Annotated in this window: 24 protein-coding genes and 1 pseudogene; 15 read left to right on the plus strand and 10 right to left on the minus strand. The window is 71.0% G+C overall.

What is annotated here, in order from left to right; genetic code table 11:
* Positions 1-23: 23 nt before the first annotated feature.
* Positions 24-1,739: a diguanylate cyclase domain-containing protein gene (locus tag ACFRCG_RS29650; protein WP_380037039.1), complete on the minus strand. Its 1,716-nt coding sequence runs from the start codon at positions 1,737-1,739 to the stop codon at positions 24-26.
* Positions 1,740-2,205: 466 nt separating this feature from the next.
* Here ACFRCG_RS29650 and ACFRCG_RS29655 point away from each other — a divergent pair, with 466 nt between their 5' ends.
* Entirely contained in the window at positions 2,206-2,601 is a 396-nt protein-coding gene (locus ACFRCG_RS29655) for an SRPBCC family protein (protein ID WP_380037041.1), read from the plus strand.
* Between the two features lie 66 nt (positions 2,602-2,667).
* On the opposite strand, the gene ACFRCG_RS29660 is transcribed toward ACFRCG_RS29655, so the two are convergent.
* Entirely contained in the window at positions 2,668-3,738 is a 1,071-nt protein-coding gene (locus tag ACFRCG_RS29660; protein WP_380037043.1) for an adenylate/guanylate cyclase domain-containing protein, read from the minus strand.
* A gap of 58 nt (positions 3,739-3,796) precedes the next feature.
* Positions 3,797-4,330, minus strand: coding sequence for a PH domain-containing protein (locus ACFRCG_RS29665; protein ID WP_380037045.1), 534 nt, complete (start codon positions 4,328-4,330; stop codon positions 3,797-3,799).
* 120 nt (positions 4,331-4,450) lie between these two features.
* On the opposite strand from ACFRCG_RS29665, the gene ACFRCG_RS29670 reads away from it, so the two are divergent.
* Complete coding sequence (locus ACFRCG_RS29670) at positions 4,451-5,191, plus strand: class I SAM-dependent DNA methyltransferase (protein ID WP_380037047.1); 741 nt, start codon at positions 4,451-4,453, stop codon at positions 5,189-5,191.
* A 9-nt stretch (positions 5,192-5,200) separates the two neighbouring features.
* On the opposite strand, the gene ACFRCG_RS29675 is transcribed toward ACFRCG_RS29670, so the two are convergent.
* Positions 5,201-6,016 carry a biotin--[acetyl-CoA-carboxylase] ligase gene (locus ACFRCG_RS29675; protein ID WP_380037049.1) on the minus strand — a complete coding sequence of 272 codons (816 nt, stop codon included), beginning with the start codon at positions 6,014-6,016 and terminating at the stop codon, positions 5,201-5,203.
* A 103-nt stretch (positions 6,017-6,119) separates the two neighbouring features.
* On the opposite strand from ACFRCG_RS29675, the gene ACFRCG_RS29680 reads away from it, so the two are divergent.
* Both ACFRCG_RS29680 and ACFRCG_RS29685 read left to right on the plus strand, forming a co-directional pair.
* Positions 6,120-7,706, plus strand: coding sequence for an acyl-CoA carboxylase subunit beta (locus tag ACFRCG_RS29680; protein WP_380005103.1), 1,587 nt, complete (start codon positions 6,120-6,122; stop codon positions 7,704-7,706).
* A 24-nt stretch (positions 7,707-7,730) separates the two neighbouring features.
* Complete coding sequence (locus ACFRCG_RS29685; protein WP_078975586.1) at positions 7,731-7,931, plus strand: acyl-CoA carboxylase subunit epsilon; 201 nt, start codon at positions 7,731-7,733, stop codon at positions 7,929-7,931.
* A 104-nt stretch (positions 7,932-8,035) separates the two neighbouring features.
* On the opposite strand, the gene ACFRCG_RS29690 is transcribed toward ACFRCG_RS29685, so the two are convergent.
* Both ACFRCG_RS29690 and ACFRCG_RS29695 read right to left on the minus strand, forming a co-directional pair.
* A complete protein-coding gene (locus tag ACFRCG_RS29690; RefSeq protein WP_380037051.1) occupies positions 8,036-8,224 on the minus strand; it encodes a DUF397 domain-containing protein in 189 nt (62 codons plus the stop codon).
* 74 nt (positions 8,225-8,298) lie between these two features.
* Positions 8,299-8,655 (minus strand): hypothetical protein, encoded by a 357-nt coding sequence (locus tag ACFRCG_RS29695; RefSeq protein WP_380037053.1) that lies wholly within the window; start codon positions 8,653-8,655, stop codon positions 8,299-8,301.
* A gap of 20 nt (positions 8,656-8,675) precedes the next feature.
* On the opposite strand from ACFRCG_RS29695, the pseudogene ACFRCG_RS29700 reads away from it, so the two are divergent.
* The 3 genes and pseudogenes from ACFRCG_RS29700 to ACFRCG_RS29710 form a co-directional block, all read left to right on the plus strand.
* Positions 8,676-8,834: pseudogene (locus ACFRCG_RS29700) on the plus strand (XRE family transcriptional regulator); the annotation flags it as partial.
* A gap of 269 nt (positions 8,835-9,103) precedes the next feature.
* On the plus strand, positions 9,104-10,414 hold the full coding sequence (gene hisS, locus ACFRCG_RS29705; protein ID WP_380037055.1) for a histidine--tRNA ligase: 1,311 nt from the start codon (positions 9,104-9,106) through the stop codon (positions 10,412-10,414).
* Positions 10,415-10,611: 197 nt separating this feature from the next.
* Positions 10,612-11,208 carry a hypothetical protein gene (locus tag ACFRCG_RS29710; RefSeq protein WP_380037057.1) on the plus strand — a complete coding sequence of 199 codons (597 nt, stop codon included), beginning with the start codon at positions 10,612-10,614 and terminating at the stop codon, positions 11,206-11,208.
* 273 nt (positions 11,209-11,481) lie between these two features.
* Here ACFRCG_RS29710 and ACFRCG_RS29715 read toward each other — a convergent pair whose 3' ends face one another.
* Both ACFRCG_RS29715 and ACFRCG_RS29720 read right to left on the minus strand, forming a co-directional pair.
* Positions 11,482-11,670 carry a DUF397 domain-containing protein gene (locus ACFRCG_RS29715; protein WP_380037059.1) on the minus strand — a complete coding sequence of 63 codons (189 nt, stop codon included), beginning with the start codon at positions 11,668-11,670 and terminating at the stop codon, positions 11,482-11,484.
* A gap of 17 nt (positions 11,671-11,687) precedes the next feature.
* Entirely contained in the window at positions 11,688-12,587 is a 900-nt protein-coding gene (locus ACFRCG_RS29720) for a helix-turn-helix transcriptional regulator (protein WP_380037061.1), read from the minus strand.
* A gap of 119 nt (positions 12,588-12,706) precedes the next feature.
* Here ACFRCG_RS29720 and ACFRCG_RS29725 point away from each other — a divergent pair, with 119 nt between their 5' ends.
* The gene (locus ACFRCG_RS29725) at positions 12,707-13,237 is read left to right on the plus strand and encodes an ATP-binding protein (protein WP_380037063.1); all 531 of its coding nucleotides are present in this window, start codon (positions 12,707-12,709) and stop codon (positions 13,235-13,237) included.
* Between the two features lie 471 nt (positions 13,238-13,708).
* Here ACFRCG_RS29725 and ACFRCG_RS29730 read toward each other — a convergent pair whose 3' ends face one another.
* Entirely contained in the window at positions 13,709-14,317 is a 609-nt protein-coding gene (locus tag ACFRCG_RS29730; RefSeq protein WP_380037065.1) for a TetR/AcrR family transcriptional regulator, read from the minus strand.
* A gap of 65 nt (positions 14,318-14,382) precedes the next feature.
* Here ACFRCG_RS29730 and ACFRCG_RS29735 point away from each other — a divergent pair, with 65 nt between their 5' ends.
* Positions 14,383-15,396 (plus strand): ATP-binding cassette domain-containing protein, encoded by a 1,014-nt coding sequence (locus ACFRCG_RS29735; RefSeq protein WP_380037067.1) that lies wholly within the window; start codon positions 14,383-14,385, stop codon positions 15,394-15,396.
* Positions 15,393-16,226, plus strand: coding sequence for an ABC transporter permease (locus tag ACFRCG_RS29740; protein WP_380037069.1), 834 nt, complete (start codon positions 15,393-15,395; stop codon positions 16,224-16,226). Before ACFRCG_RS29735 ends, ACFRCG_RS29740 begins: the two co-directional genes overlap by 4 nt.
* A gap of 32 nt (positions 16,227-16,258) precedes the next feature.
* Here ACFRCG_RS29740 and ACFRCG_RS29745 read toward each other — a convergent pair whose 3' ends face one another.
* Positions 16,259-16,579 carry a hypothetical protein gene (locus ACFRCG_RS29745; protein ID WP_380037071.1) on the minus strand — a complete coding sequence of 107 codons (321 nt, stop codon included), beginning with the start codon at positions 16,577-16,579 and terminating at the stop codon, positions 16,259-16,261.
* Positions 16,580-16,823: 244 nt separating this feature from the next.
* Between ACFRCG_RS29745 and hutU the strand changes: the two genes are divergently transcribed.
* The 5 genes from hutU to ACFRCG_RS29770 all read left to right on the plus strand — a co-directional run bounded on the left by hutU (position 16,824) and on the right by ACFRCG_RS29770 (position 23,670).
* A complete protein-coding gene (gene hutU, locus ACFRCG_RS29750; RefSeq protein ID WP_380037073.1) occupies positions 16,824-18,497 on the plus strand; it encodes a urocanate hydratase in 1,674 nt (557 codons plus the stop codon).
* Between the two features lie 17 nt (positions 18,498-18,514).
* Positions 18,515-19,702, plus strand: coding sequence for an allantoate amidohydrolase (locus ACFRCG_RS29755; RefSeq protein WP_380037147.1), 1,188 nt, complete (start codon positions 18,515-18,517; stop codon positions 19,700-19,702).
* Positions 19,699-21,036 (plus strand): formimidoylglutamate deiminase, encoded by a 1,338-nt coding sequence (locus ACFRCG_RS29760; protein ID WP_380037075.1) that lies wholly within the window; start codon positions 19,699-19,701, stop codon positions 21,034-21,036. The genes ACFRCG_RS29755 and ACFRCG_RS29760 overlap by 4 nt, the downstream gene beginning before the upstream one ends.
* Positions 21,037-21,132: 96 nt before the next feature.
* A complete protein-coding gene (gene hutI / locus ACFRCG_RS29765) occupies positions 21,133-22,299 on the plus strand; it encodes an imidazolonepropionase (RefSeq protein WP_380037077.1) in 1,167 nt (388 codons plus the stop codon).
* A 174-nt stretch (positions 22,300-22,473) separates the two neighbouring features.
* Positions 22,474-23,670, plus strand: coding sequence for an acyl-CoA dehydrogenase family protein (locus ACFRCG_RS29770; protein WP_380037079.1), 1,197 nt, complete (start codon positions 22,474-22,476; stop codon positions 23,668-23,670).
* Positions 23,671-23,807: the final 137 nt, after the last annotated feature.

Below are 23,807 nucleotides of genomic sequence, written 5' to 3' on the forward strand. Positions count from 1 at the left end.
GCGCACCCCGGTCCGCCCCGGCGTCAGTCCGGCAGCGACGCGCCGCCGGTCAGCGCCACCGCGACCAGCGCGCGCAGCACCGGGGCGAGCCCGGTCACGCTCAGGCTCAGGTCGTCGGCGTAGATCTCCACCAGCCAGCCGCCCGCCGCATTGCTCCCGCCCGCCGCGACCATCGCCTTGTAGCCGCCGACCAGGAGCAGGTCCTCCTCGGCCGGGTCGGTGCCCGGATCGCCGAGTTCGGCGACGAAGCCGCCGCCCTGGACCGCGTCGGCGGTGGCCGGATAGTGCGCCAGGTCGTATTCGGCGGTCACCGCGTCGTAGCGCGGCCCGGACTCGCTCTGGACACCGGTCAGGCGGTGGATCGAATAGCGCACCGTGCGCAACACCCGACCGCCGGGCGGCAGGTACGACACCCACCACGCCACCCCGTCCAGCATCCGGGCGAAGGTGTCCGCGACGATCTCCAGGCGGCCCAGCGTGTCCGCCCGGTGCACGCTCTTCGGTTCGCGCTCGTCCAGGACCGCGAGCACCGCGGCCAGCAGCCGGCCCGGCTCCGCGTTGTGCAGCGCGCCGCGGAACCGGCGGCGGTCGCGGTGCGGGCCGGGGCCCTCGGCCTCCGCCTCGTCCTGCGCCTCGCGGGCCAGCGACAGGGTCAGGTCGGGCTGTTGGCCGCGCCCGGCGACCACCGGGCGGGTCGAGCGCGAGCCCTTGGCCCGGTACTGCGCCGCGTCGGCGAGTCGGAAGAGCCGGTCCGCGCTGGTCACCGGGCCCACCGGGTCGCCGGTGGAGGCGACGCCGCAGGCCACGCCCTCGCCGTCGTGCATGCGCAGCGCCCGGCGGCACAGTTCCTCGGCGACCGCGACCACGTCGTCGGGTGGGTAGCCCTCGACCAGCACGCAGAACTCGTCGCCGCCGAGCCGGGCGGCGGTCGCCCCCGGCAACATCGCGCCGCACGCGGAGAGCTGGTCGGCGAAGCGCTCCAGGAGGCGGTCGCCGACATCGTGCCCGCGCTCGTCGTTGAGCCGCTTGAGGCCGTTGACGTCGCAGACGATCAGGCTGACCACGACGCCGTCGCGGTAGTGCCGGGCCATCGCCTCGTCGAGCCGGGCGTCGATCGCGCGGCGGTTGGCCAGACCGGTCAGCGGGTCGGTGAAGGCCAGCTTCTCGATGCGCTCGAAGTGCTCCGCCTGGGCCAGGCCGGCCGAGATCTGCGCGGCCAGCACACCCGCGAACTCGGCGTCCACCGGCTCGAAGCGCGGCTGGTCGGCCCGCCGGGCCAGATACAGCTCGCCCCACACTCGGCCCTCGACCATGATCGGCGCGACCATGCAGTCGTGCCGCCCCCGGCGCAACATCGCCGCGACCCGCTCGGGGTCGCGCGTGTGCTCCGGGTCGTCCACGCACCGCGACCACGTGGTGGGCCAGCCCTCCGACTCGATGATGTCGGGGAAGTCGGTGACCGGATACGTCTCCGCGGCCGGCAGCGGCTCCTCGCCCTCGGCCAGCTCGCCGTCGTTGACCAGCACCCGCAGTTGCCCGCTGTCCCGCTCCCAGACCGAGATGGAGGCGTGCGCGGCGCCCATCGCCAGGCGTGCCTGGGCCGCCGAGACGCGGACCACCTCGGAGAAGTGGTGGGTCGTGGCGAGCGTCTTGGCCAGGTGGATGATCGCGTGCAGTCGACGGGCGGCGTCGGGTCCCTCGACCAGGGCGGCGGGTTCCGGACACGTGTCGCCGGGCATACCGGGCAGGTCGTCGGCAGGGCCGCCCGAACCGTCGGTTCCGGGAGTGCTCGAATCGGGTCGCGAAGCTACGGTTCTCACCCCCAATCCGCCGGTACCGAGACCAGAGGATATGTCATATATTGCCCGATTAACGGCAACGTGCACCCGCGTCATGCCGTCACCTCGACGGGTCGCTGTTCGCGTGCGTTCCTGATTGGGCCCCAGACAGCTCCCGTGCGTCCGCCGAGCGCCCGCGTGCGAGCCGGGCTCGCGCCGGTCCGAGCGAAGCGCTTGTATACCCCGGCTTCGCGTCCTGCGCACATTACTCCTGTGGCCCGGCTCCGCAACGCCCCGTGTCCGGCCCGTGTCCGGGCTGTGCCAAACCGCGGCGCGCGAGCGCGCCGGGTTGTGAAGAGAACGTGGAAGACTCCCGCGATCTCGGCCGAAAGGGTACGGTCGCGGGCACAGTCCGAAGGAGCCACGCGTGCCCACGCTTTCCGTCATCGCCGCGATCGACGTACCGGCCGCCCGGATCTGGGAGGCGGTAGGAGACTTCGAGGACCCGTCCGCATGGCATCCGTGGCCGGTCGAGGAGCACTCCGGGGACGAGCGGCGGTTGCGTACACCCGACGGTACGACCGTCCGCGAACGACTGGTCGAGCACGACGCGGCGGGGCACTCCTACCGCTATCGCACGCTCGACGGCCTGCCGCTGTCCGGCCGGCTCGCGCTCGAATCGATCGCCGGCGGCACGATGTGCCTGGTCGTCTGGTCGGTCCGGTTCGAGAGCGCACCCGCCGAACAACTTCCGCTGCTGCGCGAACTCGAACACGCGGTGCTGCGCCCCGGGCTGCGATCGCTGCGCGAGGCGTTCGGCTGACCCGCCGAGCCGCCGGCGCGCACGCCGGGCGGGTCGAGCGGGTCCGCGGTCACCGCGGTACGCGAGTCACTGCGGTATCGGCGTACCCGGGCGGCACACCGTCCAGGGTTCGACCAGCCCCAGACCGCGGACCGGACGCCGCCACATCGGATGCAGTTCGTAGCGGGTGTCCCCTTCGAGGGCCGCGGCCAACTCCCGGTCGACCACCACCGCGTCCTTGGGACTGAGCGCGGTCAGCCGGCTGGCCAGGTTCACCGTGGTCCCGAACACGTCGCCCATCCGGGACAACACGTGGCCGTACGCGATGCCCACCCGCAGCGCGGGCAGGATCTCCTCCTCGGCCATCGCCTCGACCAGCCGCAGCCCGAGCTCCACCGCCGAGTCCGGCGAGAAGGTCACGAACAACACCTCGTCGCCCAGCGTCTTGACCAGGCGCCCGCCCTGCTCGGCGATCACGTCGACGGCGGTGTCCTCGAACGTCTGGACGAGGCGGCCCAGCTCGGCCTCCTCCAGGTTGCGCGACAACCGGGTGAAGCCGACCAGGTCGGCGAACCCGACGGCGAGCGACTGGCCCACCGTCTGCTGGTCGGTGAGCCCCTGCATGGCCCGCGAACTGGCCGCGGCCAGGTGCCGGCGCCAGGCGTAGATGACCAGCGGTTCGAGTTCGAGCATCACGTCGCCGGCGGTGGTGACCACCTGCTCGGAACGGCTGCCGGTCAGCTCGTTGCCGATGTATTCCACCCACGCCTCGGTCTGCCATTCGGCGAACCGGGCCATGGTCTGGCCCACGGAGCGGACGAACTGCGCCGCGACGGTGGCCGGCAGCAGCCCCGACTCGGTCAGCTCGCGCAGGTGCTTGAGGGCCGCGACGTCGGCGTCGGTGAACGCGCGGGCCGGGCCGAAGTCGGCGAAGCCCAGGCCGCGCCACAATCGGCGGGCCTCGTCGAGGGGCACTCCGACCAGGTCGGCGACCTGACCGGAGGTGTAGCGCCGGGGCGCGCCCAGGACGACCTGTTCGACGTCGGCGATCGTGTTGTTGACCGCCTCGATGTCGGACAGGTCGGGCAGGGCGGGTTGATCGACCGCGTCGGCCCCGGCGCCCGCGCCGGGCTCCACGCGGGTCCGTTCCTCGGGCATGTGGCTCCACCGGGTGTGCGAAGGATGGTCTCGTCGGAGCCACACTACGTGTCGGGGGTCACAAAGGTTCGGGGTCGGGCGGTCCCACGTGCTTCCTTTGCCCGGCGGCGGCCCGCTCGACGAGCACGAGCAGCTCGCTCTGCAGACGCACCACGTGCGGCAGACCGGGCAGTTCCAGGCGTTCCCGGTCGTCGTCGACGGGCACCAGGGCGATGGTGCCGGCGCCGAGCATCCGGTCCACGAACGACTCGTGCTCGATCAGCACGTCGGCCACCCGCGCGAACGGCACCACCCGGATCTCCCGGGTCAGCGCGCCGGTGCGCACGGTCAGTCGGTCGGCGGCGACCGAGTACATGGTGCCCAGCCAGGCCAGCCACGGCGCGACGCTCCAGCGGACCAGGACCGCCAGGCCGGCCAGGAGCACGGCGGGCCGGATCCAGCCGCCCGCCGAGGGCGGGGGCGTGAGCGCGGCGAGGAAGCCGGTGACGGCGACCGTGCCGAACAGGGCCAGGGCGGGACGGACGAGGTGCATCCAGTGCGGGCGCACGACGAAGAGGATGTCGTCGTCGACCTCGGCTGTGGTTGTGAACACCGGGCCTCCTGGGGGTCACCCACGATTGTGCGGTTCTCCCGGGCGGGAGGGGCGCAGGCATGCCGTTCGCCGCCATAAATGCGTCGACAGCCCGCCCGGCACCGGCCAGAGTGGCCGTCCGTGACGAGCAGTGAGCAGTGGAGCCGGGCGACCGCCGAGCGCTACGACGCCGAGGAGGCCGCGATGGCCTCGGCCGCCGTTCTCGAACCGACCCTCGCCTTCCTCGCCGAACTCGCCGGAGCCGGCCCGGCCCTGGAGTTCGCCATCGGAACCGGGCGCGTGGGCGTCCCGCTGCGAGAACGCGGCGTCCCGGTGGTGGGCATCGAACTGTCCGAGCACATGGCCGCGGTCCTGCGGCGCAAGATCGACGAGGACACGCTCCCGGTGGTCGTCGGGGACATGGCCGACACCGTCGTCCCCGGCGAGTTCACCCTGGTCTACCTCGTCTACAACACCATCACGAACCTGCTCACCCAGGACGAGCAGGTCGAGTGTTTCCGCAACGCCGCACGTCATCTACGGCCCGGCGGCCGATTCGTCATCGAGCTGGGCGTACCGCCGCTGCGCTTCCTGCCGCCCGGCCAGGTCGCGGTGCCGTTCGACGTCTCCGAGCGACACCTCGGCTTCGACACCTTCGACCTGGTCGAGCAGATCCTCGTCTCACACCACTTCACCCGCGACGGCGACGACGGCCGCTACCGCCGAGGCCACTCCCGGCACCGATACGCCTGGCCGGCGGAACTCGACCTGATGGCCCGAATCGCCGGCCTCACCCTGGAGCGCCGCGTCGCCGACTGGCACGGAGCCCCCTTCACCCAGGACTCCACCAAGCACATCTCCGTATGGCGCAAACCGACCTGAGACCCTCCCTCAGGTCGCGGGCCGAACGTGCACCACGTCCCCCGCACCCACCGCCACCTGCCCCTCCGGCCCGGTGACCAAAAGCCGACCCTCGTCGTCGATCCCCGTCGCCGGGCCCTCCAGCGCCGGCTTCGCCGGCAACTCGACCCGGACCCGTCGCCCGATGGTGGCGCACGCGTCGGTGTACGCGGCCGCCAACCCACACGCACGCGCATCGCCCTCCGCCAGCCGCCACCGCGTGTACCACTCCTCCACCTCACGCAGCAGTGCCCGCAGGATCGGGTCCCGGTCGGTGCTCTCGGCGCCGGCCAGGAGCAGCGAGGTCGCGGTCGGTACCGGCAGTTCCTCCTCGTGCAGCGAAACGTTCAGCCCGATGCCCAGGACCACACTCGACCCGGCCCGCTCGGCCAGGATCCCGGCCAGCTTGCGCTCGCCCACCAGCAGGTCGTTCGGCCACTTCAGCCGCACCTCGACCCCGGCCACCCGGGACACCGCCGACGCCGCGGCCACCCCGGCGAGCAGCGGCAGCCAGCCCCAGCGCGCGACCGGGACCTCGTTCGGCGCCAGCGTCATCGACACCGCCAGGCCCGAGCGCGGCGGCGCGGTCCACCGCCGGTCCAGCCGACCCCGTCCCGCGACCTGCGATTCGGCGACCAGTACCAGCCCCTCGGCCTCGTCGGCCCGGTTGGCCAGGTCGGCGTTGGTCGAGCCGGTCTCGGGCAGCACGTCCAGCTCGCGCCACAGGCCGCCCGGTACCAGCAGGGCCCGACGCAGGGCCGCCTCACGCAGCGGAGGGCGGTCGAGATCCTTGTAAGGAGAGTCCATCCGATCACCCTAGAAGGCACTGCGGGGCAGGGCGGTGATGGTCGCCGGCGTGGCGCGGCTACGCTACCGATCGCCGCCGTTCGACGTGACAGGAGTCAGCACGATGGACCCAGTACAGGGCGATCCCGACATCCACACCACCGCCGGAAAGCTGGCCGATCTCGAGCGCCGGATCGACGAGGCGGTGCACGCGGGAAGCGCCCGAGCGGTCGAGAAGCAGCACGCCAAGGGCAAGATGACCGCCCGCGAGCGGATCGAATACCTGCTCGACGAGGGCTCCTTCGTCGAACTCGACGAGTTCGCGCGGCACCGCTCCACCAACTTCGGCCTGGAGGCCAACCGCCCCTACGGCGACGGCGTGGTGACCGGCTCCGGCACCGTCGACGGCCGCCAGGTGTGCGTGTTCTCCCAGGACGTCACCGTCTTCGGCGGCAGCCTCGGCGAGGTGTACGGCGAGAAGATCGTCAAGGTCCAGGACCTCGCGATCAAGACCGGCGTCCCGCTGGTGGGCATCAACGAGGGCGGCGGCGCGCGCATCCAGGAGGGTGTGGTCTCGCTCGGCCTGTACGGCGAGATCTTCCGGCGCAACGTGATCGCCTCCGGGGTGATCCCGCAGATCTCGCTGATCATGGGCGCCGCCGCGGGCGGCCACGTGTACTCTCCCGCGCTCACCGACTTCGTGGTGATGGTCGACCAGACCTCGCAGATGTTCATCACCGGCCCCGACGTGATCAAGACGGTCACCGGCGAGGACGTCACGATGGAGGATCTGGGCGGCGCGCGCACGCACAACAGCAAGTCGGGCAACGCCCACTACATGGGCGCCGACGAGAAGGACGCGCTCGACTACGTCAAGGGTCTGCTGTCCTACCTGCCGAGCAACAACCTGGAGCCGGCCCCGTCCTTCGACGAGGAGGCCGACCTCGAGACCACGGACTACGACCGTGACCTCGACACGCTGATCCCGGACTCGGCGAACCAGCCGTACGACATCCACACGGTGATCGAGCACGTCCTGGACGACGCCGACTTCCTGGAGGTCCAGCCGCTGTTCGCGCCCAACATCGTGGTCGGCTTCGGCCGGGTCGAGGGCCGCTCCGTGGGCATCGTGGCCAACCAGCCGATGCAGTTCGCCGGCACGCTCGACATCGACGCGTCGGAGAAGGCCGCCCGGTTCGTGCGCACGTGCGACGCGTTCAACATCCCGGTGCTCACCTTCGTCGACGTCCCGGGCTTCCTGCCGGGCACCGACCAGGAGTGGAACGGCATCATCCGTCGCGGCGCGAAGCTGATCTACGCCTATGCCGAGGCCACCGTGCCGCTGGTCACGATCATCACCCGCAAGGCGTACGGCGGCGCGTACGACGTGATGGGCTCCAAGCACCTGGGCGCCGACGTCAACCTGGCCTGGCCGACCGCGCAGATCGCGGTGATGGGCGCGCAAGGCGCGGCCAACATCCTGCACCGGCGCACGATCGCCGCCTCGGACGACCCCGAGGCGACCCGCGCGCGGCTGATCCAGGAGTACGAGGACACGCTGTGCAACCCGTACGTGGCCGCCGAGCGCGGCTACGTGGACGCGGTCATCCGCCCGTCGTCCACCCGGGCCCACGTGGTCAAGGCGCTGCGGGCGCTGCGCGGCAAGCGCGAGACGCTGCCGCCGAAGAAGCACGGCAACATCCCGCTCTAGCCCGGCCAGGACCCGGAGGTCCCCATGATCAAGGTGGTGCGGGGTGAACCCACCCCGGAGGAGTTGGCGGTGATCGTCACCGTCGTGGCGGCCAAGGCGAGCGGCGGCGGCGCACCCGCGCCGGCGCCGGCGGCCCCGTCGCAGTGGAACGACCCGGCGCGCCTGGTACGCCGACCACTGCGGCCGGGCCCGGGCGCGTGGCAGGCGAGCGCCTGGCCGTCCTGACCGATCGAGCGCCCGGACCGCGCGCCGCCGAGGACGCACCGGGCGATCGGCCGTCGGTAAAAGCGAAAGCCCCTCCACGAGAGGGGCTTTCGCCGTCCCGAAGGTCAGCGAACCGCTGAGACGAACGACATCGAGGCGGCGGACCGAACGGCGCACGCCGGTTTCGTCGGGTTCTTGCTGTCCCGAACAGCGGTCTGGGAGTTCGTGTGAGCCACCGAGACGGAGCCGTTCTGCTGACCGCTGCGAATGCTCTTGAACCGGGACAGCCGACCGTACTCGGATGCTTGCCGCACGACGGGGGAGCTGAGTTACTTGAGCTTCCAGTCGCTTCTTGATGATCGCTTGGGTTTTCGTGCCGTCGAGAGCGTCACGTCAGTTGATCCGGCATCGTGGCATGCACCACCGCGTTGGTCGCCAACTCGGACGCGCAGAGTTCGGCTTCGTCGGTCAGTTCGAGCAGATTCCAATCGGCTATGGCCGCCCAGGTCAAGGCCCGAGCTTGCGCCACCGACGCCGGGTGGGACTCCCACGTACGCTCGCGGACCCATACGGGGTCCCGGCCCGGGCCGGCGAGCATCGCCCCGAGCCGGCGTTCACCCGGACTCGGCCGCCCATCCGCCTCCGACCACTGCGAGTCGGGTACGGAGTCCCGCTCCCGCTCGTCGGGCCGAACCCGCGTGATTACGTGACGCAGGCCCGCCCGCCCCGTCTGTGCTTTGCCCATGAGTAGATCGTGGCGACGAGATCGCGCCGGGAGATCCCGATTCCCAGAACGTCGTCGCCAAGAGGAGGGAGGAACGCTGCGGCCACGGCATCGAGAGCCGTTGCCGTCTGGCCCTCATGCACCATCAGCCTCTTGGAAGGCTCGACGGGGTCCAGGTGCGTACGCACGGAACCGCCCTCCTTTCTGGTGAGGCCTGCTGTGTTTCGCGCTGCCGCGCTACCCGAGGGAGTTGGGGAGGGCCTGCGGGTCGCGCGCGACCTCGGCCTGTTCGCAACGTGAGCGGCGGCCCCGCGCACGTTGTCGCCGGTAGGCGCGACCCTGAGCCCGGGAGCCGGAAGCGCACTCGTCGTCGGTGCCGTCGTCCCTGTCGCCACCTTCGGCCGCGACCGCCCGGACGGGCGGCCCGAGAGCGACGGGTGCCTGCTCGAAATGCGGAATCATTCATCCCATGGCAACCGAAAGCTTCCTTCCCCCGTCCGGCACGAGGGATTTCCTCGCGGCCGAATCCGAAGCCCGCGAGCGGGCGTTCGCCACGGTTCGAGACGTCTTTGCTCGGTATGGCTTCCAGCCCCTGCAGACTCCCGCGTTCGAACGGCTCGAAGTTCTGACGGGCAAGTACGGCGACGAAGGCGACAAGCTTGTTTTCAAGATCCTTCGGCGTGGGGAGCACGAAGCGACCGGGGAAGCGGATCTGGCGCTGCGCTATGACCACACGGTCCCTCTCGCGCGGGTCGTGGCAGCGTACGGGAGCCGGCTTCCGACGCCGTACAAGCGGTACGCACTGGCGCCTGTATGGCGCGCCGATCGCCCGGGCAAGGGTCGGTTTCGGGAGTTTGTGCAATGTGACCTGGACGTTGTGGGTACCGCGTCCCCACTTGCCGACGCCGAGGTGGTGTCCGCTCTGTATGAAGCGCTGGATGCACTCGGCGTGCCCGAGTTCCGATTCATGGTCAACAGCCGCAAGGTCCTCATGGGGTTGTTGGAGGTGTACGGGGTACCGGCCGACGCCGGCGGGGCCGTGCTGATCACGCTGGACAAACTCGACAAGCTCCGCCCGGAAGCGGTCGTACGGGAACTGGTCGAAGGTCGCGGCCAGTTCGAAGCAACCGCGAGCAGCCTGGTTGCCGACCTCACGGCGCCCGACTCGATCACACGTATTCGCAAGGAGTTGACGAACAGTCCGATCGGACAGGAAGGGTTGACCGAGATCGATCGGCTGCTGGATCTGCTGTCCGCTACCGTCCCGCGCGAGCGCATCGGCTTTGTGCCGAGCCTGGTTCGGGGTCTCGACTACTACACGGGTGTCATCTACGAGGTGACGGCGCCGGGCATGCCTGGGTCGATCGCCTCGGGCGGACGGTACGACGGCCTCATCGGGCGCATGTCCGGCGGTGCCGAAACTCCCGCTTGTGGTGGGTCGTTGGGAATCGAACGCATCCTTCCGCTGCTGACATCGGCCGGCGAGAAGCCTGCTTCTGTGCTGGACGTCGCGGTGACCGTGCTCGGAGACGACCACGCCGACGAAGCGTTTCGGATGGCTGCCGCAGTCCGTCGCGCCGGGCTGCGTACGGGCGTCTACATGGGTTCGAGTAGCAAGCTCGCCCGGCAGTTGAAGTGGGCGGCGGCCGAAGGCGCGCGGTTCTGTCTGATTTACGGCGACCGCGAACGAGCGGCCGGTGAGGTGATCGTTCGCGACATGACGTCCGGCGAGCAGACCGCGCACCCGGTCGACCAGGTCGCCGAGTTTTTCGCCGAATAGTCGAACACGGCACAGCCGCACCCGCGTTCTTCGATGGCGCGGCTGCCGACTGAGGTGGAACTGCTGCGGGTGGTGCGGCGGTTGATGCGGGTGGACCGGTTCGGACGCGGCGTGGGCAAGGTTGCGATCACGGTGCCGTCGGAGCGGCGTATGTCGCCTGCGGGTATCGCGTGGGCCCCTGCGAGAGCGGAGACGTGATGGGCGCGTCCGGGCGGAATGGCGACCGGTCGATGACGGGCCCCGGGGATGCGGTCTTCGAGCTACGCAAGGGCTGGAATCGGGCCACCGTGCTGGTCTGCGTGTTCGATGTGGGCTTGGCCGGTGCCGGGTTTCTGGTGCCCGGCTGGGGTGTGGCCGTCCTTCTGTGGGTGATGGCCGGTACCGGGCTGCCGGTGGCGGCCAGTGCGATACGCGGCAACTGGTTCTTTCGGGCCGACGCCGAGGGACCTGTGATCCGTTCCACGACGATCCGCGGTGACCATCGAGTGCATCTGCCATGGGACCGGGTCGACGCGATAGTCGTCTGGAAGATGAATCACAACAAGTGGATAGGCGTCATCCCCCGCCCGGGTGCGGTGCCGAGAGACGCGGGCCCGGCGTGGCTGCGTCGCGTTGGACGCTGGGTGGCCGGGGATGCCGCCGAGATGTGCTCCCTGGTGCATGGAGTCCGCCTCGACCTGACTCAACTGGCTCGACTGCTGGGTGAGTTCGCTCCGCATGTCGCCCTCGTCGATCAGAGTGGACGGCGGACGGTGGTCCATCGACGGGGCTTCGACGAAGATCCGCTCGGGTAGACGGACGCAGCGGCGCGTAGCGAACAGGTGGCAAATCGCCGGCCACCCCTCAGCCACGATCCGTTGCCGCGCCGCACAGGCTGTGCTTCGCGCTGCAGCGCTGCCCGGGGGAGTCGGGTGAGGGCCTGCGGTCGCGGGCGTCGAACGCCAAGCCGGTGACCGCAGCCTGTTCACCACCTGAGCCACGCAACGCGTATGCGTTGTTCCATTCGCGACAAGCAGGCGGACACAGCGAAAGCCCCTCCAGGAGAGGGGCTTTCGCCGTCCCGAAGGTCAGCGAACCGCGGAGACGAACGACATCCAGGCGGCGGACCGAACGGCGAACGCCGGTCCCGTCGGGTTCTTGCTGTCCCGAACAGCGGTCTGGGAGTTCGTGTGGGCCACCGAGACACAGCCGTTCTGCTGACCGCTGCGAATGCTCTTGAACCAGGTCAGCCGACCGTACTCGGATGCTTGCTGCACGACGGGGGGAAGCTGAGTCACTTGAGGTCTTCCAGTCGCTTCTTGATGATCGCTTGGGTTTTCGTGCTGTCGAGAGCGTTGTTGCGCAGGTAGTCGAAGAACCGCACGTAGCGCCTGATCTCACGGGCATTATCCCGCTGATGGCTCACGGTGACAGTGTCCACGAATGCAACGGTCGGATCCTCGGTCTCGCGAAAGTGCAGAAGCGTGAGACCAGCGGTCGTCGGTGCCGGCGCATCGTAGGGAATCACCTGCACGGTGACGTTGGACCGCCGGGCCACGTCGAGCAGGTGCGCGAGTTGGGCGCGAAGCGTCCGCCTTCCGCCGGTCTCATACATGAGCGCGGCCATGGTGATCACACCCGCGTACTCCACGGGATCGTCCTCGGTGAGCAGCACGCGCTGCCGTCGTTGACGCACATCGACCAGGGTTTCGATGTCCTCCTCGTCCTGAACGAACGGCCCGCTGCCGATAACCGCCCGGGAGTAGTCGGCCGTCTGCAACAGACCTGGGATGAGCAGGGGTTGGTACTCGCAGATTGCGGCGGCCTCCGCTTCGAGCCCGATCTGTTCCTGGTAGTCGTTGTTGAGGACGTCGGCGTACGGCGCGATTGCCCACCACGAGCGTTCCCGCCCGTCCGCGACCAGCGCCTCGCACTTTTCCCGGCCGTCCGAGTCGACCTCATATAGCTCCATCAGTTTGTACAGGTCGCGTCGCGTGATGCCCGACTGTGCGTTCTCGATCCGCGACACCTTGGACTTGTGCCACCCGAGTTGCGCCCCCACCTCCTCGACCGTGAGTCGTCGCAGGTCTCGCAACGTGCGGAGTTCGTTGCCGAGCCTCCGCCGAGCCAACATCGGTGTTGTGGGCATCCGTTGTCCCTCCCTGGTCGGCGCATCAGTGAAGCGCACGTACATACGAGCACGCCAAATTTTGCCTATGCTTGACTGATGCGTGTTGCAAATAGAAGTTGCAGTCGCGACTCTAATGCAACCAGCACTACGTGTAGTGATCACTACCATGCGGACGGCGACGGGTGCAGGAGATCTTCATGCCTGCTCGGCGGTGCCCGCATGTGCCCCTTTGGAGGCGTCTGGTCATGCTTCGGCACCAGCTATCGACGGAACCGCCGCACATCGTCGCGGTCTTGCCCGCAACAGCCGAAGGGCGCATCGAACGCGGCCACATTGAGGTGGAGTTCGAGCCGCATCCTCGGCGAGTGGAGCAGATGCGCCGGTTTACCCGCTCGCAGCTTCGCCATTGCGGTCACCGGGACTCCGATGCCATCCACATGGCCGGCGTGGTGGTCAGCGAACTCGTCACGAACGCGATCGAGCACGCGGAGTCGGACACGGTCACCTTCATGCTCGCGTGCGACGAGTCCGGCGCGATTCGCATCGAGGTCGACGACCACGCCGACGGGCGGCCCGACATCCGGCCCTTCGACGAGGACGCGGAAGACGGTCGCGGGCTGATGATCGTCCAGGCGCTGACCGGTGCCTGGGGGCGCGATGGCTCGTGTACGTGGTGCACGATCCCGGCGGCGGGCGACGAGGGGGCCCGATGAAGCCGTGCGTCGCGCTGGGCGAGTGGTGGGACGTGCGCGTGCGCTACCGCGAGCTTCATCGCGTACTTGATTCGTGCCGCGCCGGGTTGCTCGGTCGCCTCGGCTCGGACGCGGAGGAGGGCGTTCGGGACTCCGGGCGCGATCGCATGAGCGACGAAGGGGCGCCGATGCGGAGTCCGGCGGCCCGAGGCGGTGGAGGGGCGACGATCCGTATGGGTTCGCGGGTCCGGCACGTCGATGGCCACGCGGATCTTCCGGACGGCACTGTCGTGGCGCTCCCTCCGGCGTCGGAGCGGGTCGCCGTCGTGCAGCCGCACGTGGTCGGACAGTCGCCCTACCTATGTCCGGTCGGTCACCTGGTGGCACTCGATCTCGACGTGGAACTGCTTGAGGCGGTACGGCGGTTGATGCGGTTGGACCATCGCGGGCGTTGCGTGGGCACGGTGGCTTTGCCGGTGAAATCGGCTGGAATCAGTGGTGATCCGGATTGGCGCCGCACAGGCGGAGGGTGCTGTGTAGGCACAGGGTTTCCGCTTCGGTCCTGGCGAGGCGGCCGGTGGTGGTTTCGGCCACTGCTGCGTGTTGCAGGGCGAAGATGGTGGTGGCGAGCCAGGACGCCGGGGGTGTGGGGGCGAAGTCGCCCGATTTTTGGCCGCGTCGGAGGAGACGCTCCAGGCGTGGCGGGGCGAAGTCGTGGGGGTCCTCGACGGGGCGGGGGATTCGGGGCGCGCCGGCGTTGACGAGCAGGGGGTAGCGGTCCAGGAAGCGCCAGCCGGCGTCGAGGAATCGGGTCAGGGCTTCCGTGGGCGGGGCGGTGTCGAGGTCCGCTTCGTCGAGCAGGCCGGCGTATTCGGCGGCGGCGGACTCGACCAGGCCGGCCACCAACGCGTCGCGGGACGGGAAGTGCGCGTAGACCGTCTGGCGCGTGACGCCGGCCGCGCCGGCGATGTCCTCCATGCTCGCGTCGGGCCGTTCGCCGAGCACCACCCGGGCCGCGTCGAGGATGGCGCCGATGCTGCGTCGGGCGTCGGCGCGGCGGCGGCGAGCCGGCGGCGGAGCGGTGGCGGGCGGGTCGACCATGTCCGGAATCTATGGCTCCCACCATAACCTTGACAAGCTGCAAGAGTTGGCTCAACTCTTACGTCATGTCAAAGAAAAGCTCGGGTGGCGATCACCCGGCGATCGAGGCACGCGGTCTGGTCAAGGTCTTCGGCGGCAATCGGGCGCTGGACGGCATCGACCTCACCATCGGGCGGGGGCAGGTGTTCGGGTTCGTCGGCCCCAACGGGGCGGGCAAGACCACCACGATCCGCATCCTGGCCACGCTGACCCGGCCGGACGGTGGCACCGCCCGCGTGCTCGGCCACGACGTGGCGACCGAGGCGGACACGATCCGCGCCCGGGTGGCGGTGACCGGCCAGTACGCCTCCCTCGACGAGGACCTGACCGGCCACGAGAACCTGCTGATCCTGGGCCGACTGCACGGCCTGACCCGGGCCGCCGCCGCACGGCGCGCCGACGACCTGCTCGCCGCGTTCGACCTGGCCCGCGCGGCCGGCCGCCCGGTGAGCGGCTACTCCGGAGGCATGCGCCGGCGGCTCGACATCGGCGCCGGTCTGATCACGACCCCCGACGTGCTGTTCCTCGACGAGCCGACCACCGGCCTCGACCCGCGCAGCCGCAACCGGGTATGGGAACTGGTCCGCCGGATCGCCGCGACGGGCACCACCGTGCTGCTCACCACCCAGTACCTGGAGGAGGCCGACCGGCTCGCCGAGCGCATCGTGGTCATCGACGACGGCCGGATCGTGGCCGAGGGCACCGGCGCCCAGCTCAAGTCCCGCGTCGGCTCGGGCACGCTGCACCTGCGACTGCTCGACGGCGAGCACCGCCCGCAGGCGCTCCGGATCCTGGCCGGCGTCCCGGGCTCGGTCCGGCTCGCCGACGATCCGCTCGCCCTGTCCGTGGCGCTCGCCGGCGGATCCGACGCGACGGACGTCGGCCGACTGGTCGGGCACACGATGACTCGGTTGGCCGACGCCGGGGTGGGCGTCGCCGAGTTCTCCCTCGGCCGGCCCAGCCTCGACGAGGCATTCCTCGCCCTGACCGGACATCGGACCGCTCCGGCCGGCGCCGACCACGAGGAGTCGCACGCATGACGACCCGGACCGCCGCGGCGCAAGCCGACCCACTCGACGCCCTGCTCGCCGCCGGACGGGTCCGTCACCACGCCGGGGCACTCGCCGCCTCGGCCGCCTTCGGCCGGCGCGCCATGCTCAAGATCCGGCACGACCCCAAACAACTCGTGGACTCGGCCGCCATCCCGATCCTGTTCACCGTGCTGTTCACCTACCTGTTCGGCGGCGCGCTCGGCGGATCGACCGGCGACTACCTCACGACCCTCCTGCCCGGCGTACTCGGCATGAGCGTCGCGATCGTCACGATGTACGGCGGGGCCCGACTCGCGCAGGACGTGCGCGGCGGGGCCTTCGACCGCTTCCGCGGCCTGCCCGTGTGGCGCGGCGCCTTCATTCTCGGCGGTCTGCTCAGCGACGCCGCCCGCTACCTGTTCGCCTCCACCATCGTGGTGGGCCTCGGCCTGGCCATGGGCTACCGCCCCGCCGGCGGTGTAGCGGGGGTGCTCGCCGCAGTGGCCGTGGTGATCGTGTTCGGACTCGCGCTGTCCCTGCTGTGGGCCGCGGTCGCCCTGGTCGTCCGCGATCCGGCCGTCGTGCTGAGCATCGCCAACGCCGTACTGATCCCGCTCTCGTTCGCCGGCAACATCTTCGTCCGGCCCGACACCATGCCCGGCTGGCTCCGGGCCTTCGTCGAGGTCAACCCGCTCAGCCGGCTCGCGACCGCCTCCCGCGACCTGATGAACGACACCGGCGCCGCCGGCGGCGCGGTCGCCTGGTCCCTCGCCACGACCGCCGGCATCGCCCTCGTGTGCGCCCCGATCACGCTCCGCCTCTACGGCAGGCAGGGCTGAGCGGAAGGAATCGAGAGCAGGCGGCGCCCCGCTCAGCCGCGCCGCCCGGGATCCTTCTCCAACGTCACCCCGCGCGACCCGTCACCCGCCCCCCGGTGCGCCGGCATCAGCGTGATCGCCGCGAGCATGGCCAGTACGCCCACCACCGCCGAGCCGCCCGCGATCAGCGCGGTGTCCCGATAGCGGGGAATGCTGAGCAGGAAGCCGCCGGTGCACAGCAGCGCGCCCGTCATCACCACCAGGGCCACCACGCCCGGCTCCCGCCCGCGCCCGCGCAGCAGCATCACCAGGCCCGCGAACGCCACGAACGCACCCAGGGCGGTGATCGCCCACAGCACCTCCTGCAGATCCATGCGGTCGGGCTACCCGGCGCCGGTCCCGGCCGATCACCGGGCGTCGGAAATGGCACCGGATGGGTCAAATCCCGCGCTGTCGCGGTCCTCACGCCGTCCACTCGGCCGGTTCTCTTGGCGCCACCTCTTAGAACAGATAGATTCACTCCGAAAGCGACTGAATGTTTTCATACAGATGCCTGAACAGATCCGCATCCGGTTCCGCACACGGACCGATGCACGCCGAAGCAGAAGGGGCGCCGCCATGTCGGACCACACCGCAGGACCGCGCGAGGTGCGCGCACCGCGCGGCAGCACGCTCACCACCCGGGGCTGGCAGCAGGAGGGCGCCCTGCGGATGTTGCTCAACAACCTCGACCCCGAGGTCGCCGAGCACCCGGACAAGCTGGTCGTGTACGGCGGCACCGGCAAGGCCGCCCGCGACTGGCGCTCCTTCGAGGCGATCACCCGCACGCTGACCACGCTGAAGCAGGACGAGACGCTGCTCGTGCAGTCGGGCCGTCCGGTCGGCGTGATGCAGACCCACGAGTGGGCGCCGCGCGTGCTCATCGCCAACTCCAACCTGGTACCCGACTGGGCCAACTGGGAGGAGTTCCGCCGGCTGGAGTCGGCCGGGCTGACCATGTACGGCCAGATGACCGCCGGCTCGTGGATCTACATCGGCACCCAGGGCATCCTCCAGGGCACCTACGAGACCTTCGCCGCGGTCGCCGCCAAGCGCTTCGGCGGCAGCCTGGAGGGCACCATCACCCTCACCGCCGGGCTCGGCGGCATGGGCGGTGCGCAACCGCTGGCCGTCACCATGAACGGCGGCGTGGTCATCTGTATCGACTGCGACCCCTCGCGCATCGACCGGCGCATCGAGCACGGCTACTGCGACACCCGGGTCGAGACGCTGGACGCCGCGCTGCACCTCGCCGTCGAGGCGCGCGACGCCCGCCGACCGCTGTCCATCGGCCTGCTCGGCAACGCCGCCGAACTGGTCCCGCAGCTGCTCGCGATGGACGCCCCGATCGACATCGTCACCGACCAGACCTCGGCCCACGACCCGCTCGCCTACCTGCCGGTCGGCGTCGCGTTCGAGGACATGGCCGAATACGCGCGGACCAAGCCCGCCGAGTTCACCGACCGCGCGCGCGAGTCGATGGCCAGGCACGTCGAGGCCATGGTCGGCTTCCAGGACAAGGGCGCCGAGGTCTTCGACTACGGCAACTCGATCCGCGGCGAGGCGCAACTCGCGGGCTACACGAGGGCGTTCGACTTCCCGGGCTTTGTCCCGGCGTACATCCGGCCGCTGTTCTGCGAGGGCAAGGGCCCGTTCCGCTGGGCCGCGCTCTCCGGCGACGCGCGCGACATCGCCAAGACCGACAAGGCCGTGCTCGACCTGTTCCCCGAGAACGAGTCGCTGGCCCGCTGGATCAAGCTGGCCCAGGAGAAGGTGCACTTCCAGGGGCTGCCCGCGCGGATCTGCTGGCTCGGCTACGGCGAGCGGGACAAGGCGGGCGCGCGGTTCAACGACATGGTCGCCTCGGGCGAGTTGGCCGCGCCGATCGTGATCGGCCGCGACCACCTCGACTGCGGCTCGGTGGCCAGCCCGTACCGCGAGACCGAGGGCATGCTCGACGGCTCCGACGCGATCGCCGACTGGCCGCTGCTCAACGCGATGGTCAACGTGGCCTCCGGCGCCTCGTGGGTGTCCATCCACCACGGCGGCGGGGTCGGCATCGGCCGCTCGATCCACGCGGGCCAGGTCACCGTCGCCGACGGCACGCCGCTGGCCGGCGAGAAGATCCGCCGCGTGCTCACCAACGACCCCGGCATGGGGGTGATCCGCCACGTCGACGCGGGCTACGACCTGGCCGGCGAGGTCGCGGACGAGCGTGGTGTGCGGGTGCCGATGCGGGAAGGCGACGCGTGAGCACCGGCTTCGAGGCGATGTGGCGCGACCTGCTCCCGGTGGGTCGCGCCGCGTCCGGCGGCTATCGCCGCTTCGCGTGGACCGGGGCCGACGCCGAGTGCCGCGCGTGGTTTCGCGAGCAGGCGCACAGCCGGGGACTGCTGTACGAGGAGGACCGCAACGGCAACCAGTGGGCGTGGACCGCGACCGGCCCCGACGCGGTCGTGATCGGCAGCCACCTCGACTCGGTGCCCGACGGCGGCGCCTACGACGGACCGCTGGGCGTGGTCTCCTCCTTCGCCGCGCTCGACCTGCTGCGCGAGCGCGGCGAGGAGCCGACCCGCCCGCTGGGCATCGTCAACTTCGGCGACGAGGAGGGCGCCCGGTTCAACGTGGCCTGTGTCGGATCGCGGTTGTCCGCCGGGGTGCTGACGCCGGAGCAGGCGCGGGCGCTGAAGGACGCCGACGGGGTGTTCCTGGGCGACGCGATGGAGCGCGCCGGATTCGACCCGGCCGCGATCGGGCCCGACCCCGAACGGCTCGGCCGCATCGCCGCGTTCGTCGAACTGCACGTGGAGCAGGGCCGCGACCTGGTGCACCGGGACCGCGCGGTGGGCGTCGCCTCGGCGATCTGGCCGCACGGGCGCTGGCGCTTCGACTTCCGGGGCGAGGCCAACCACGCCGGCACCACCCGCCTGGAGGACCGGCGCGACCCGATGCTCACCTACGCCAACACCGTGCTCGCGGCCCGCAAGAAGGCCCATCTCGCCGGTGCCCTGGCCACCTTCGGCAAGGTCGACGCGCGCCCCGGCGCGGCCAACGCGATCGCGTCCGAGGTGCACGGCTGGCTCGACGCGCGCGCCGCCGACGAGCAGACCCTGGACGAGGTGGTCGGCGAGATCATCCGCACCGCCACCGAACGCGGCGAGCGCGACGCGGTCTGCGTCCAGGTCGCCCGCGAGTCGTACACCCCGATCGTCGAGTTCGCCGCACCGCTGCGCGACCGCATCGCCAAGCGGCTCGGCGGCGCGCCGATCCTGCCCACCGGCGCCGGCCACGACGCGGGCATCCTGTCCGCGCACGTGCCCACCGCGATGGTGTTCGTCCGCAACCCCACCGGCGTGTCGCACTCGCCGGCGGAGAGCGCGGAGATGGTGGACTGCCTCGCGGGTGTGGCGGCGCTGGCCGACGTGGTGACGGACCTGACGAGCGAGGACGCGGTGTGAGCGAATACTGGTGTGAACTGGTGTGGACCCGCACCGGGATCGAGCGCGACGTGGTGCTCTCGATCGCCGACGGCCGCATCACCTCGGTCACCCCCGACCGCCCGGTGCCGGCCGGCGCCTCGGTGTTGCCCGGACTGACCCTGCCGGGCCTGGCCAACGCCCACTCGCACGCCTTCCACCGGGCGCTGCGCGGGCGCACCCAGTCCGGCACCGGCACCTTCTGGACCTGGCGCGACCAGATGTACAAGGCGGCCGGCCGGCTCGACCCGGACACCTACCTCGCGCTCGCGCGGGCGGTGTACGCCGAGATGGCGCTGGCCGGGATCACCTCCGTGGGCGAGTTCCACTACCTGCACCACGGCCCGGACGGCACGCCGTACGACGACCCCAACGCGATGGGCCACGCGCTGATCGAGGCGGCCCGGCAGGCCGGCGTGCGGCTCACCCTGCTCGACACCTGCTACCTGCACGGCGGCCTCACCGCCGACGGCCATCAGCCGTTGGCGGGCGTGCAGCGCCGCTTCGGCGACGGCGGCGCCGACGCCTGGTACGAGCGCTGGAGCGCACTGCGCGGCGACGCCAACACCCGCATCGGGGCGGCCATCCACTCGGTGCGGGCGTTCGCCAAGGAGGACGACTACGCCGGCTGGGCGGCGCGGACCGAGGGCGTGCCGGTACACGTGCACCTGTCCGAGCAGCCCGCCGAGAACGCCGCGTGCGTCGCGCACTACGGGCTGACCCCCGCCGCGCTGCTCGACGCGCACGGATTCTGGAGCCCGAACGCGACGGCGGTACACGCCACCCACCTCACCGACGCCGACATCGCCGCACTGGCCCGGTCCGGGGCGGGGGTCTGCTTCTGCCCCACCACCGAGCGCGACCTCGCCGACGGCATCGGCCCGGCCGGCGACCTGGTCCGGGCCGGGGTGCCGCTGTCCCTGGGCAGCGACAGCCAGGCGGTGATCGACCTGTTCGAGGAGGCCCGCGCGGTCGAACTCGACGAACGCCTGCGCACCGGGCGACGCGGCCACTTCACCTCGGCCGCGCTGCTGGCGTACGCCACGACCGTCGGCCACCGGGCCCTCGGGTGGCCGGACGCGGGCCGGATCGAGCCGGGCGCCCCGGCCGACCTCACCACGATCGGTCTCGACTCGGTGCGGCTGGCCGGCACCATGCCCCGACTGGCCGGCGAGGCGGCCGTGTTCGCCGCCACCGCGGGCGACGTCACCCACGTGCTGGTCGACGGCCGGGTCGTCGTCCGCGACGGCGTGCACCAGCTCGTGGAGGCGGTCCCGCAGGCGCTGACCACGGCAATCCACGAGCTGTTCCGCTGATCCACGGCCGCTCCCCCGCGGAGCGGCCGCCTCCCTCGCAACCCGGCCGCTCCGCCGCGAACGGCCGCCACCCCGGACCGAAGGGACCACTCGCGCGTGGCCACCACCCTGATCACCAACATCGGCTCGCTGGTCACCAACGACCCCGAACTCGGCGCCGGCCCCCTCGGCCTGCTCCGGGACGCGGCCCTCGTGCTCGACGGCGACCGCATCGTGTGGGTGGGGCCCGCCGCGAGCGCCCCGGACGCGGACACCCGGCACGACGCCGAGGGCCGCGCGGTCCAGCCCGGATTCGTCGACTCGCACTCGCACCTGGTCTTCGCCGGGGACCGCACCGCCGAGTTCGACGCGCGGATGTCCGGCCAGGCGTACCGGGCCGGCGGGATCCGTACCACGGTGGCCGCGACCCGGGCCGCGAGCGAGCAGCAGCTGGCCGCGAACGCCGGCCGGCTGGTCGGCGAGGCGGCCCGGCAGGGCACCACCACGATCGAGATCAAGTCCGGCTACGGCCTCACCGTCGCCGACGAGGAACGCGCGCTGCGGATCGCGTCGGCGTTCACCGCCGAGACCACCTACCTCGGCGCGCACATCGTCGCGCCCGAATTCGCCGAGGACCCGGCCGGCTACGTCGACCTGGTCACCGGCCCGATGCTGGACGCCTGCGCGCCGCACGCCCGCTGGGTGGACGTCTTCTGCGAGCGCGGCGCGTTCGACGGCGACCAGGCCCGGGCGATCCTGACCGCCGGCAAGGCGAAGGGCCTGATCCCGCGCGTGCACGCCAACCAGCTCGGGCACGGGCCCGGCGTACGACTGGCCGTCGAGCTGGGCGCGGCCTCGGCCGACCACTGCACCCACCTCGCCGACGCCGACGTGGACGCGCTCGCGGCCGGCGACACGGTGGCCACGCTGCTCCCCGGCGCGGAGTTCTCCACCCGCGCGGTCTACCCCGACGCCCGCCGGCTGCTCGCCGCCGGCATCGAGGTGGCGCTGTCCACCGACTGCAACCCCGGCTCCAGCTTCACCACGTCGATGCCGTTCTGCATCGCGCTCGCGGTGCGCGACATGGGCATGACGCCCGACGAGGCGCTGTACGCGGCGACCGCCGGCGGTGCGCGCGCGCTGCGTCGCTCGGACGTGGGCGTGCTGCGGCCGGGGGCGCGCGCCGACGTGGTCGAGTTGGACGCGCCCTCACACGTACACCTCGCCTACCGGCCCGGTGTACCGCTGGTGCGCGCGGTGTGGCGGGCGGGCGTGGCGGTCTGAGCGAGGTCGAGTGGCCGACAGATCGTTCGAAATCGGGGTGCCCGCGTTACGGACCCCCTCTGTCGCGACCCGGCGCGCTCGTGGATACTCCCCGGTAACTCTCTAAGCCAGAAGCGTGGCCGGGACCCCGAGGGTGTGGGGCCCGGACATGCGCAGACGGAAGGAGCGCCGCCCATGGGCCGCCTCGCACAGACCGACGGACTCACCGAAGTCCAGCGGGAGATCCTCGCCACCGTCCGCACGTTCGTGGACAAGGAGATCATTCCGGTCGCGACCGAGCTGGAGCACCGGGACGAGTACCCGGCGGAGATCGTCGAGGGCATGAAGGCCATGGGCCTGTTCGGCCTGATGATCCCGGAGGAGTACGGCGGCCTCGGCGAGTCGCTGCTGACCTACGCGCTGGTGGTCGAGGAGATCGCGCGCGGTTGGATGAGCGTGTCCGGCATCATCAACACGCACTTCATCGTCGCGTACATGATCAAGCAGCACGGCACCGACGAGCAGAAGGCGTACTACCTGCCGAAGATGGCCGAGGGCGAGATCCGCGGCGCGTTCTCGATGTCGGAGCCGCACTGCGGGTCGGACGTGTCGGCGATCCGCACCAAGGCGGTGCCGGACGGCGAGTTCTACGTACTCAACGGCCAGAAGATGTGGCTCACCAACGGCGGCAGCGCCAACCTGGTCGCGGTGCTGACCAAGACCGAGCTGGGCGAGGACGCGGTCTACCGGAACATGACCACGTTCCTGATCGACAAGGAGTCCGGCTTCGGCGAGACGCGCCCGGGCCTGACCATCCCCGGCAAGATCGACAAGATGGGCTACAAGGGCGTCGACACCACCGAGATGGTGCTCGACAACTGCCGGGTGCCGGCCGATCGCATTCTGGGCGGGGTGCCCGGCAAGGGCTTCTACCAGATGATGGACGGCGTCGAGGTGGGCCGGGTGAACGTGGCCGCGCGCGGTTGCGGGGTCGCGCAGCGCGCGTTCGAGCTGGGCATCCGCTACGCGCAGCAGCGGGAGACCTTCGGCAAGCCGCTGACCGGGCACCAGGCGATCCAGTTCAAGCTGGCCGAGATGGCCACCAAGGTCGAGGCCGCGCACGCGATGATGGTCAACGCGGCGCGCAAGAAGGACGCGGGCGAGCGCAACGACCTCGAAGCGGGGATGGCCAAGTACCTGGCCTCCGAATACTGCAAGGAGGTCGTCGAGGACGCGTTCCGGATCCACGGCGGGTACGGGTTCTCGCGCGAATTCGAGATCGAACGCCTCTACCGCGAGGCGCCCATGCTGCTGATCGGCGAGGGCACGGCCGAGATCCAGAAGATGATCATCGGCCGGCGGCTGCTGGAGGACTACAAGCTCAAGGGCTGAGCCCCCGGGTCGTGGCTCCCGCCCCGGATCTCGGGACGGGAGCCGCGCACCCCCGCGGGCGCGGGGCCGACGCGTCCCGATACCGCCGTTCGATCCCGAACGCGGAACCATCCCCGTCGGGCGGGGCACGAAGCGCG

This window comes from Embleya sp. NPDC056575 (assembly GCF_042793325.1).
In the GTDB taxonomy this organism is placed as follows: domain Bacteria; phylum Actinomycetota; class Actinomycetes; order Streptomycetales; family Streptomycetaceae; genus Embleya.

Excerpts from the sequence above, each read along its gene's own strand:
- ACFRCG_RS29650 (WP_380037039.1), bottom strand. The coding sequence starts at position 1,739 with ATGCCCGGCGACACGTGTCCGGAACCCGCCGCCCTGGTCGAGGGACCC.
- ACFRCG_RS29660 (WP_380037043.1), bottom strand. The coding sequence starts at position 3,738 with ATGCCCGAGGAACGGACCCGCGTGGAGCCCGGCGCGGGCGCCGGGGCC.
- ACFRCG_RS29675 (WP_380037049.1), bottom strand. The coding sequence starts at position 6,016 with ATGGACTCTCCTTACAAGGATCTCGACCGCCCTCCGCTGCGTGAGGCG.
- ACFRCG_RS29680 (WP_380005103.1), top strand. The coding sequence starts at position 6,120 with ATGGACCCAGTACAGGGCGATCCCGACATCCACACCACCGCCGGAAAG.
- ACFRCG_RS29685 (WP_078975586.1), top strand. The coding sequence starts at position 7,731 with ATGATCAAGGTGGTGCGGGGTGAACCCACCCCGGAGGAGTTGGCGGTG.
- ACFRCG_RS29695 (WP_380037053.1), bottom strand. The coding sequence starts at position 8,655 with ATGGGCAAAGCACAGACGGGGCGGGCGGGCCTGCGTCACGTAATCACG.
- hisS (WP_380037055.1), top strand. The coding sequence starts at position 9,104 with ATGGCAACCGAAAGCTTCCTTCCCCCGTCCGGCACGAGGGATTTCCTC.
- ACFRCG_RS29710 (WP_380037057.1), top strand. The coding sequence starts at position 10,612 with ATGGGCGCGTCCGGGCGGAATGGCGACCGGTCGATGACGGGCCCCGGG.
- ACFRCG_RS29720 (WP_380037061.1), bottom strand. The coding sequence starts at position 12,587 with ATGTACGTGCGCTTCACTGATGCGCCGACCAGGGAGGGACAACGGATG.
- ACFRCG_RS29730 (WP_380037065.1), bottom strand. The coding sequence starts at position 14,317 with ATGGTCGACCCGCCCGCCACCGCTCCGCCGCCGGCTCGCCGCCGCCGC.
- ACFRCG_RS29735 (WP_380037067.1), top strand. The coding sequence starts at position 14,383 with ATGTCAAAGAAAAGCTCGGGTGGCGATCACCCGGCGATCGAGGCACGC.
- ACFRCG_RS29740 (WP_380037069.1), top strand. The coding sequence starts at position 15,393 with ATGACGACCCGGACCGCCGCGGCGCAAGCCGACCCACTCGACGCCCTG.
- ACFRCG_RS29745 (WP_380037071.1), bottom strand. The coding sequence starts at position 16,579 with ATGGATCTGCAGGAGGTGCTGTGGGCGATCACCGCCCTGGGTGCGTTC.
- hutU (WP_380037073.1), top strand. The coding sequence starts at position 16,824 with ATGTCGGACCACACCGCAGGACCGCGCGAGGTGCGCGCACCGCGCGGC.
- ACFRCG_RS29755 (WP_380037147.1), top strand. The coding sequence starts at position 18,515 with ATGTGGCGCGACCTGCTCCCGGTGGGTCGCGCCGCGTCCGGCGGCTAT.
- ACFRCG_RS29770 (WP_380037079.1), top strand. The coding sequence starts at position 22,474 with ATGGGCCGCCTCGCACAGACCGACGGACTCACCGAAGTCCAGCGGGAG.